Annotated in this window: 6 protein-coding genes; all 6 read right to left on the minus strand. The window is 46.1% G+C overall.

The genetic code is table 11. The annotated features are described in order from the left end of the window. Positions 1-389: THUMP domain-containing protein (locus ACLR2L_RS14760; protein ID WP_413369105.1), on the minus strand; the 389-nt coding region annotated here is incomplete at its 3' end. Beyond that, positions 389-1,396 (minus strand): quinone-dependent dihydroorotate dehydrogenase, encoded by a 1,008-nt coding sequence (gene pyrD, locus ACLR2L_RS14765; RefSeq protein WP_413369107.1) that lies wholly within the window; start codon positions 1,394-1,396, stop codon positions 389-391. The genes ACLR2L_RS14760 and pyrD, both read right to left, overlap by 1 nt. Positions 1,397-1,559: 163 nt before the next feature. Then, positions 1,560-6,392 carry an NAD-glutamate dehydrogenase gene (locus ACLR2L_RS14770; RefSeq protein ID WP_413369109.1) on the minus strand — a complete coding sequence of 1,611 codons (4,833 nt, stop codon included), beginning with the start codon at positions 6,390-6,392 and terminating at the stop codon, positions 1,560-1,562. A gap of 188 nt (positions 6,393-6,580) precedes the next feature. Continuing rightward, the gene (locus ACLR2L_RS14775; protein WP_413369111.1) at positions 6,581-8,902 is read right to left on the minus strand and encodes an efflux RND transporter permease subunit; all 2,322 of its coding nucleotides are present in this window, start codon (positions 8,900-8,902) and stop codon (positions 6,581-6,583) included. 9 nt (positions 8,903-8,911) lie between these two features. Next, the gene (locus ACLR2L_RS14780) at positions 8,912-9,925 is read right to left on the minus strand and encodes a hypothetical protein (protein WP_413369113.1); all 1,014 of its coding nucleotides are present in this window, start codon (positions 9,923-9,925) and stop codon (positions 8,912-8,914) included. Between the two features lie 255 nt (positions 9,926-10,180). After that, on the minus strand, positions 10,181-11,379 hold a 1,199-nt coding region (locus ACLR2L_RS14785; RefSeq protein ID WP_413369115.1), incomplete at its 5' end, for a DUF1329 domain-containing protein.

Here is an 11,379-nt window from a genome sequence, read left to right on the forward strand (position 1 = left end):
CGAGACCCACTTTCGTCATAAAAATGATCCACAATTGCGTCTTTTACCTTGAGTGCACCAAACTGCGTGTTGTTAATTGCCCGGCTGCTGCCGTGAAACTGTACGCTGAAGGTATCTTTGGTAGAAAACTGCATTGACCAGTCTACTTTACTAGCGGTGTCGTACATGGCGTCAGCAGAACTGGCATCGCCTTCTGTGAGGATCCATATTACGCGGTTGGCTAGCCTGGACCACAAACACACGCGATAGGCATCTTCAAGCGAGCCATCTACCCGCAACATTCCCGGACTTTGTTTTATCGTGGCGTCAGGACAAAGCTGCGACACTTCATCCCTTAATAGTTCGTCCATTCCGCGACTGGTTGTAACCAGAAAACCTAATTGACTCATTACAGCCCCTGAACAAGTTGTTTTATGAGCTTAGGGCCCTGATAAATAAATGATGAATACACCTGAATTAATGACGCACCAGCCTCCATACGGGCTTTGGCAGTGGTAACATCGTGTATACCACCAACGCCAATAATAGGCAGCTTTCCAGCCAATGCTGTGTGCAATTGCTCGGTGATCCACTGACTTTGATTTACCAGTACCTCGCCACTAAGCCCACCGGCTTCACCAGCGTGTTCCAAGCCCTCTACCGCTTTGCGATCCAACGTAGTATTGGTTGCAATCACGCCATCCATTTCGCATTTAAGCAACGAACCAGCAATACCCTGAACTTCTTCAGCAGTTAAATCAGGGGCGATTTTAATGAATAACGGCACGTATTTATTATGTACTTTTTCCAGTGTGCGCTGGGCTTCTTTCAGGCCACTTAATAAAGCCTCAAGCGCCGCACCATATTGTAAATTGCGCAAGCCCGGCGTGTTCGGTGACGAAATATTAATGGTGATATAACTTGCATAGGCGTAAACCTTATTTAAGCAAATCAGGTAATCGTCCAGTGCTTTGTCGTCGGGCGTATCTTTGTTTTTACCAATGTTGATACCCAGTGCGCCGTCATAACGGCTTGCTTTTACCTGTTCTACCAGGTAATCAACCCCTTTATTGTTAAAGCCCATGCGATTAATAATGGCGTGTTTTTCCGGCAAACGGAACAAGCGTGGCTTAGGGTTACCCGGTTGGGGCTTAGGCGTTACGGTTCCCACTTCAATAAAACCAAAGCCCATTGCTGCAAATGCATCAATACATTCGCCGTTCTTGTCTAATCCGGCAGCAAGACCAACCGGGTTTCTGAACGTCACACCAGCCACAGTAACGGGTTTGTCTGCTGTTTTTTCTGAGTACAGCGCCGACAACGGCGTACGCTGGGTTCGGTTGAGCCACTTAATGGTAAAGTCGTGACTGTGCTCCGGTTCGCATTTTAATAAGGCTTTTTGAATAAGTTCGTACATGAAGTGTTATAACACCGTGTTAAGTTTGGCTGCCCCTGCATGACAACAAATAAAAAAATAACCAGACTACAGGTGGCAGAAAGCCCCGACTAGCGGGGCTAACTAAGTCAATTGGTTACCGCAGTGTAATATTGCGGTACCCTTAATCCCGAAGGCACATAGTTTACTGGTTAGACTTCATGCTTAAAAGCATCAATTCTCGCAATGCTACAGAAAACTTCGCAAAATCGTGATTTGAACTGGTCTTAAATTCGCTCATCATATGATACCAGCGTTTTAACAGACCTTCATTGTTTTGCATCCAATTAGCCAGAATCGCATCGGCATCTTTGGAATCAGCGTTACTGCTCAGCAGATTCGATACAATTGAACGCTGTTGCCAATCCAACTCTTCCCGATAAGACGCGCGGGCCAGAGCCTGCCAATGGTTACCAACGGCTTGTGTATTGATCTGCTCAAGGAACCAATGAAGTTCGAGTTTGGACCCCATTTGATAATACAGACGCGCTGCAACATCGATACTGTGTTTATCCTGTTCTACGATCTGGGTTAAATCCAGGGCACTGAACATATTGCTGAATGCCGCCACTTTACTGGCAAGATCCTGCGGAACCCCTTTATCAATCCATTTTGCGGTTGCATCTTCCAATTGCTTAATTTCGGATTTAACCAAATAGTTAGCCAGATTCGAACACAAATCATTCACTGCAGGCTGATACTTCTGGATAGACGCTTCAATGTCTTTGGAGCTATCGCCATGGCGAATATACCAGCGCGTGCCCCTGCGCATTAAACGTCTGGCGCTTTCCAACATAGCCAGTTGAGCCTGTGCATCAATCTTGTTATCGAGATCTTCAATCTCATCCCACAATTTACCGATGCCAAATACGCCTTTAATAACACTGTAGGCATTGGTAATTTCAACGATATCGGCGCCGGTTTCTTCCTGCATGCGGTACACAAAGTTATGGCCCATGTCATTAACCATGTTATTGGTTAACTTGGTTGCAATGATCTCTGCGCGCAGCGGATGCTGTTGCATCTGCGCAGCAAAACGTTCACGCAGCACGGGGGGGAACGCACTGATTAACAACTTCCCGTGATAGGGGTTGTCGGTAAGCGCGGGTATATTTAACTGATCCTTCAGCACCATTTTGCCATAGGCGGTTAACACGCTTAGTTCCGGACGGGTTAAGCCGCGATCAGAGGCTGCGCGATCAGAAATTTCGTCATCAGAAGGAATGAACTCTAACTCGCGGTTGAGTGCACCATCGCGCTCCAAACCGTGAATAAAGCGCAGCTGTTCTTTAATTGAAGATACACCGGTACGTTCGCTAATGGAAATTGCCTGGGTTTGACGATAACAGTCTTGCAGCACAATGTTGGCCACGTCATCTGTCATGTCATACAGTAAATTATTGCGCTGTTTAACCGTTAAATCACCATTGCTAACTAACTGGTTCAATAGGATCTTAATATTAACTTCGTTGTCTGAACAGTCTACGCCGCCCACGTTATCGATAAAGTCAGTGTTTACCCGGCCACCATTGGAAGCGTATTCCATACGACCCAATTGCGTTAATCCCAGGTTACCGCCCTCGCCCACAATTTTGGCGCGAATATCGCGGCCATTTACGCGCAAGGAATCATTCGCCCGATCGCCTACATCTGTGTGACTTTCTTTCTTACTCTTAACATAAGTCCCAATACCGCCATTCCAAATCAGGTCGACCGGCATTTTAAGAATATTGTGGATCAATTCACTGGGTGTCATGGTGCTTTGACGTGTACCCAACCAATTCTTCATTTCGGGCGTGAGTGTGATTGATTTGGATGACCGGTTGAAAATACCGCCGCCTTTGGAAATCAACGAGCGATCATAATCATCCCAGGACAAGCTTGGATTGTCGAATAAACGCTTTCGTTCCACATACGTTTTAGCCGCATCCGGCTCGGGATCAAAGAAAATATGCAGGTGGTTAAAGGCCGCAACTAAGCGGGTATGTTCCGATAGCAACATACCATTACCGAACACGTCACCTGCCATATCACCTATACCAACACAGGTGAAATCAGTGGTTTGACAGTCAATGCCGATCTCGCGGAAGTGACGTTTAACCGACTCCCATCCACCGCGGGCAGTAATACCCATTTTCTTATGGTCATAGCCCACACTGCCGCCTGAGGCAAATGCATCGCCCAGCCAGAAGTTGTATTCCTCTGAAATGCCATTTGCGATGTCTGAGAAAGTAGCGGTGCCTTTATCGGCTGCTACAACCAAATACGGATCGTCTTCATCTAAGCGCACAACGTCTTTTGGCGGAACAATTTCACCATTAACAATGTTGTCGGTGATATCCAGCAAACTGCGGATAAAGGTGCGGTAACAGGCTTTACCTTCCTCAAGAATTTCCTGACGGGTAGCACCGCTTGGCAATTGCTTACATACAAAGCCGCCTTTTGCCCCTACCGGCACAATCACGGTGTTTTTCACTTTCTGTGCTTTAACCAGTCCGAGAATTTCGGTACGGAAATCTTCCTGACGATCTGACCAGCGCAAGCCACCACGTGCTACCCTACCGCCGCGTAAATGCACACCTTCTACTTTCGGGCTGTATACGAAGATTTCGTATTTAGGCAGTGGCAATGGCATTTCCGGGATTTTTTCAGGCAACAGCTTGAATGAGATGTATGGCTTGTCGCTGCCATCCTGTGCTTTCTGGTAGAAGTTGGTACGCAATGTAGCGTTAATTAAATCCAGATAACGGCGAATAATCCGGTCGTCATCCAGGTTGCTCACTTTGTCCAGTGCTTCGTTGATTTTGCTATCCAGGGTTTCCAGACGTTTTTTACGCGACTTACGGGTCGGATTAAAAATCTCTTCAAAATAGTTAATTAACAGCCCGGCAATTTGCGGATAGTTAGACAGCGTGTTGGCGATATAGTCACGGCTGAAACTACTACCGGTTTGACGCATGTACTTAGCAAACGCGCGCAGTATGGTAACGTTGCGGCCTGTGAGTTCAGCACTCAATACCAAGCGGTTAAAACCATCGTCTTCCAGAAGGTTGTACCATACTTTGGCAAACGCATCCTGGAATAGCGCCTGGGCTTTATCCATGTCTAAATCGTTGCCGCTCTTGTGCAGCATAGTAAAGTCCATTACCCATTTAACAGTGCCGTCTGCGCAGTTAATCTTGTAAGGGCTTTCGTCAATCACTCGCAGACCAAAGTTTTCCAAAATCGGCAATACGTCAGATAAATGGATTGGCTCGTGCAAGTGGAACAGCTTTAACTTAACGATTTGGCTGTCGGCCTGTTCTTCCTGTGGGCGGTAAAACAACATGCCCATGTTGGTTTCTTCAGACAGTAATTCCAGCTTTTCAATATCAACCAGGGCCGCAGTGGGTAAATTGTGCTCAGTGTAAGAACGCGAAAATGCGTTAACGTATTTGCGCTCCAGAGATTTCGCTGTGGCTTCACCATAGGCAGACGACAACGCAGTCGACAATCTGTCGCTCCAGGTCTTGGTCAATTCAATGATATTCTGTTCTATTTCCTTCACATCGATTTCCGCATTGTTGTCGTTTACCCGGGCAATGTAGTGCGTTCTGGCATACACAGATTCAGAAAAGAACGTGGTAAATTCAACTTCACCAGCAGCCCCCAGCGAGTGTTGCAATAGTGCTTGTGTTTCTTTGCGCAATTGGGTGTTATAGCGCTCTCTTGGCACATAAACCATGCATGAGAAAAAGCGACCGAAGGTGTCTTTTCTAACAAATAAGCGCGTGATGCCACGCTCTTGCATCTGGAAAATACCGCGTACAATTTCAGCCATTTCTTCTTCTGGCGTTTGTAGCAGCTCGTCGCGTGGGTAGGTTTCAACAATATTATTGAATGCTTTAAATGCGTGAGTGCGCGGATCAAATTCAGACAGCTCACAGATACGGCGAATTTTGTCCGACAACAATGGGATATCACGGGTACTGCTGTTGTAGAAATTGGCAGAATACAAACCAAGGAATCGATGCTCGCCAATCACCTGGCCTTTGCTGTTGAATTCTTTTATACCCACGTAATCCATGTACGCAGGACGGTGAACGCGCGAGCGTGAATTGGTTTTGGTCAGTAACAATAACTGAGGACTCAACGCAGCCTTTTGCGCGCTGGAGGGCATCGCGGAAAGTAAACGCGCTTTATCACTGATGGAGTTTTTCATCAGGCCCAGACTGCTTTCGTTATCCGGATGCCACTGATGATCGCCTTCAATTGCCTTTATTGTGTAATGGCGATAACCCATCAAAGTGAAATTGTGATCGTTCAACCATTCAAGGAAGCGCACCGCAATGTCTTTTCTGTCGTTAGCAATTGGCAGTTTTGCCTTTTTCACCTGAGCTGTAATCGCGGAAAGTTTGTCCAGCATTAGCTGCCAGTCAGATACTGCCAGCGATACTTCATCCAGTGTGGAGAATAACTCTTTGGTTAGCAGGTCAATATCTGCCTTGCTGGTTTGACGATCTACTTCTATGAAAACCACCGTTTCGCGAGAATTCGTAGTAGCCTTGCTTTCACCAAATCGAACCAATTGATGCGCGTCATCGCGATCGATGTTCATCGGGCTGTGGATCAGCATGTGCGCAGTGATGCCTAAACGGTTAAGTGCCATGCGAATGGAATCAACCAGGAAAGGCATGTCGCGAATAATCAATTCTACGATGGTATGTGTAGACTTCCAGCCGTGTTTGTCAATTTCCGGGTTAAACACGCGAACATAAGGACGCTGGCCGTCATAATTGGCAAACGCATTCCACAAACTCAGCGTTGCCCCGTATAAATCACTGTCGTTACGATGCTCTAAGTCATCTAAAGGAATATTTTTGAATAATTGTCGACCGAACGTGGTGATCAGTGTTCGGTTTTGGTTATCGACTTTTTTGTCGATTAACGAAAAAACGTTCTCAAGCAAAACTGAATAGCGCTGAGAGCTGACTGTCATGTGCTTACCTATAGAGTATTTTTAGTTTAAGTATAGATTGTACAAGCATATTTTCGCTAAATAAGCGATGAAATAAAAGAGCTCGTTTTACATCTTTTTTACATTTTAGATAACTATGCAAATAATCCAAATAAAAAGGAGCCATTGCGGCTCCTTTTTTGGTTACTTATGCGAAAAAATATTTTTCATTAGTTTTCGGTACGGTTAAACCAGAGAAGCCGCGCCAATGCTGGCAGTACAACAATGGCTCCTAACATGTTAACCAGGAACATAAAGGTAAGCAGAATGCCCATATCAACCTGGAATTTCAGTGTTGAAAATACCCAGGTACTTACCCCGATTGCCAGTGTCACACCGGTAAACAACACCGCACTGCCACGCTCTTTCAACGCTTCCAGGTAAGCCTGATTCACCGACATGCCCTGCTTAATCAAAATGCTCATGGTTGACAGAATATAAATACCATAGTCAACACCGATCCCCACGCCTAGTGCGATAACTGGTAGTGTGTAAACGGTTAAACCGATGTTGAGATAAGTCATCAGCGCCTGAGCCAGCACGGAAACTACGTACAGTGGCAACACTACTGCAATGGTTGAACGCAACGAACGGAAACTCATTAAGCACAAAATGATTACCGCGCCAAACACATAGATCATCATCGGCATTTGAGCTGCTTGCACTGCTTCGTTTGTGGCAGCCATTACGCCAACCGGACCTGATGCCAGGCTAAACTTCATATCTTCAGTCTGGTACTCATCGCGGAATGCTTTAACCGCATTCACTACGCGGGTAATCGTCTCGGCTTTGTGATCTTCCATAAACAAAATGATAGGCATCACCGAGCAGTTACCATTTAACAGCCCTGAGGACGTGGGTACCCGAGAAATGGCTTGCACCAGTGTTTGCTGATTGCGAGGCAGCACCTGCCATTTCGGATTGCCTTCGTTGTAACCGGCATTAATAACCTTGGCGATAGAGGCCAGCGAAACGGCCGACTGGACGCCGTCGATGTTGGTCATTTTCCACTGAAAATCATCAATAGCACGCATTACATCATAAGACGTACATGCTTCAGCTGACGTTTCAACCAACACGGAGATGTAATCTACGGTTACTTCGAAGCGATTGGTAATTAACGCGGTGTCCTGATTGTAACGAGAATCTTCGTGCAATACGGCCGCGCCAGCCTGAATATCACCGATTTGCATTTTCTTCGACTGAACCACACCAAGCACGAATAACATCGCCGTGACCAACACAATCACCATAGCGGTACCTTTTCTGGTACACACGTCGAGTATGTGCCACATGCCTTCTGATTTGGCTTCCTGACCAGCAAACTGGTCCAAATAATGTTCAGGGAAGCGGATGTAGCTCATTAAGACCGGTAATAAAACCAGGTTAGTGAGAATAATTACTGCCACGCCCAAACTGGCGGTGATAGCCAATTCGCGAATAATACCGATATCAATAACTAACAGGGTTAAGAATCCGACGGTATCAGATAATAAAGCGATCCCGCCTGGAATGAGCAATGCTCTGAAAGCGGACATTGCAGCTTCTTTGGCGTTATTGCCTTTTACTATGTTCTTTTCAACGGCATTGATCATCTGTACGCCATGGCTAACACCAATAGCAAATACCAGGAATGGCACCAAAATAGACATGGGATCCAAACCGAAACCCAGTGTGGTGAGCAAGCCCATTTGCCAGATAACCGCAATCACGGAACACGCAATAGGCAGTACAGTTAACATGACATTGCGCGAGAAGAAGTACACCATCAGTGCGGTGATCACAATGGCAATCGCGAAGAACAGCACTACAGACTTAGCGCCGGTTGCAACATCACCAATCATTTTTGCAAAACCGATAATGTGAATGCTCACCTGATCATTTTCAAACTGACCACGCAATTTGTCTTCCAGTAGCTGCGCTAACTCAAGTGTATTTAATTGCTCGCCTGTTTCCGGATCCAGTTCCAGTAACTGTGCCGTTACCATGGCACACCGGTAATCATTCGATACCTGACGGCCTACAATCTTTGCTTTTTCAATGTTGGCAGCAACGGTTTCCAGTGCTTTGGGATTCGACGAATTAAAATCGGCTGGAATAACCGGCCCACCAGAGAATCCGCCTTCAACAATTTCGGTAAAACGCGTAGACGGTGAAAATAGCGATACAACCAAAGAACGGTTTACGCCATTAATAAAGAATAATTCGTCGTGTACATTTTTGAGAGTGTCAAAAAATGGCTTATTGAAGATATCGCTGTCGCGATCACACACTGCTACCAACACGCTGTTAGCGCCACCGAAATCCTTGCGGTGAGCCATGTAGGTTTGCATGTACTCGTGATTAAGCGGAATGTTTTTTTCAAAACCGGCATCCAGCTTCATACGCGAAGCCTGGAATGCCAGCAATAACGTGGCGAACACGAACAGCAAAATAACGGCTGGACGGTTCTTAAAAATCAACCTTTCTGAAAATTGGCTAAAAGAAGACATAAAACTGATTTAATCCAAAGAAAGTGAATAGATGCCGTCAGCGGCAGTAACAATGGTTTCACCCTGAACGGTGGCAGCATTTAATAACGCAGACTTACTTTCTGTAGTGGTAATACTCACACCATCAGACACCGTGCATTCATCCTCAGAAGCAAAGGGATCATGCGGGCTCAGCGACAGTGGAATGGCTGATTTTACCACCACGCCGTTGTTACCGATAAAAAATAAATTATCAGTGCGAACAATAATTGAATTGATCGTTGCGGTGTTACAGGTTTCCAGATATTGCCACTCCTCACCCTCTTTCATAGCAAAAATATTGCCACGTAAGCCGGCTGCCACAACGGTACCATTTTCCATCTTCTGAATATCGAAAAATGACCCCGTGTATTCGATGTCAAAACGCTCCCAGGTGCTGCCATTGTCTGCGCTATATGCCAGCAAACCGGCTTCACCAGCAAGATACAAGTTGTTATCGCTGGCAATACTGATTCGGTTGAGATGCGGTAAAATCGATTCGAGCTCCTGCTGGTAGAAATCTTCATTTTCTACGCGAATTTCTTCCAGATATTCACGATCCATTGGATTTAAAAACGAGGCGTGTCTTACCGATTCCCAATTCGCTCCGCCGTCCTGTGTTTGATAAAACAAACCATAAGCACCAATGGCGATACCGTTTAGTGCATCTAAAAAGAGAATATCGAGAAAAGGACGATCCAACTCAGGATCATTGTGCTGAATTTCCCAACTTAGGCCGCGGTCGGGAGAATGAATAATAACGGCGTCATGGCCAGCAGCCCAAATATTGTCACCAATAACGGTAACCGATGTTAACGTGGCCTGTGTGGGTACATTAACTTGAGTGAATTCCTTATCACCTTGCTTTATCAGGATATGACCCCGCTCTCCCACTGCAACAGCGAAAGACTCAGATTCAATATCCAGTAATAGTGATTCTCGTACCAAAGGGGCTTGGTATGCTTGCTCTGCCTGACAAACTAACGAAAAAACGAGAATTAGCACGGAAGAAATCAATTTGTGCATTAAAGGGTTAAACCTCCGGATAAAGTACACGCTATGAAGGCATGCTACTGCTGTGAAAGCAACGTAATCACCCTGAACAAAGTGGGCTTATTGTTATTGTTGTTGGGTTGCTGTGTAAGATACGCACTACCACTGGGTAAGTTGTATCTGTTTAGTAAAACAATGAGGCAGATGGCTTTCACCACTACCTCACTTATTTAAACGGGTACATTTATTGTACCCGTTTGTTCTCTGTTAACGCATACCTTCGCGACGCAGAGCCTGCGGCGTAAACTCTGTTTCAGCCGGACGAACAGAAAAATCATACATCTGCTCTTCGTTGTCCAGACCAATCGCCAGGTAACGACGAGAGTTCAGATCGTGATATACATCCAGTGTTGACCATTGAGTAGGTACTTCGTAGTAGTTAACGCCATAAGCTACTGCTACGCGGTACAGTTCTCCGCGGTTGTCGTACATATCGGCCAGTTGGATTTGCCAGCTGTCTTCATCGATAAAGAATACGCGCTTCTGATAGATATGACGGAACTCATCTTTTAATGAGGCTTCCACTACCCATACGCGGTGCTTTTCCCAACGGGTTAAGTCTGGATTAACGTGATTGGGTGTCAGAATATCGCCATAAGTTACGGTATTGCTGTGCAATTTGTAGTTGTTATAAGCAACATACATCTCTTTCTTGCCTTTTAACTCCCAGTCGTAACGGTTTGGTGAACCGTTGAACATATCGAAGTCATCTGTGGTACGCAGGCCATCAGCAGCTGTTCCAGGCGTATCATAAGCAATGTTTGGTGCTAAACGTACACGGCGCTGCCCCGTGTTGTAAGTCCACGCTTTACGCGGCTCTTTAATTTGATCCAGTGTTTCATGTACCAGCAATGCCGTTCCTGCCAAACGCGCAGGTTCCGTTACTTTTTGTTTAAACATAAACAGCACGTTGTTGGCCAATAACGACTCAGGGGTTGCATTATCCTGAGAGTACTGAATGAGTAACTGCTCGTCGAAGCCAATTACGTTGTAATCACCGCTAGCAGTTACGGCGGCCTGACCGCCGTTGCGCTGCACAGCCTGTCCGCGATAACGCGCAATGTGATTCCAAATCGCCTCTAAGCCATTAGCAGGAATAGGGAAAGGAATACCAATCGCGGCTCCTGACATACCGTTACCGCCATCTAACAACTCTGCACGCGTTGCGTTTGCTTTGGTTGCGTCATACACAAACTGTGGGTTAGACGCTGAGCGGTGTGTTTTGTATACAGGCAATTTGAATGATTCCGGGTAGGTCTCAAACATCTTAATTAAGCCGTCAGACAAAAAGGCAGCATGCTCTTTGTAGTTCGCTCCGGTAATGGTAAACAGCGGCGCTTCACCGGCATAAGGATCAGGGTGGAAATCACCCGCATTGTAGCCTGCAGGCGCTGAGGTTATACCGC

The sequence above is a fragment of the Alteromonas sp. AMM-1 genome (assembly GCF_047290655.1).
Taxonomy (GTDB): domain Bacteria; phylum Pseudomonadota; class Gammaproteobacteria; order Enterobacterales; family Alteromonadaceae; genus Alteromonas; species Alteromonas mangrovi.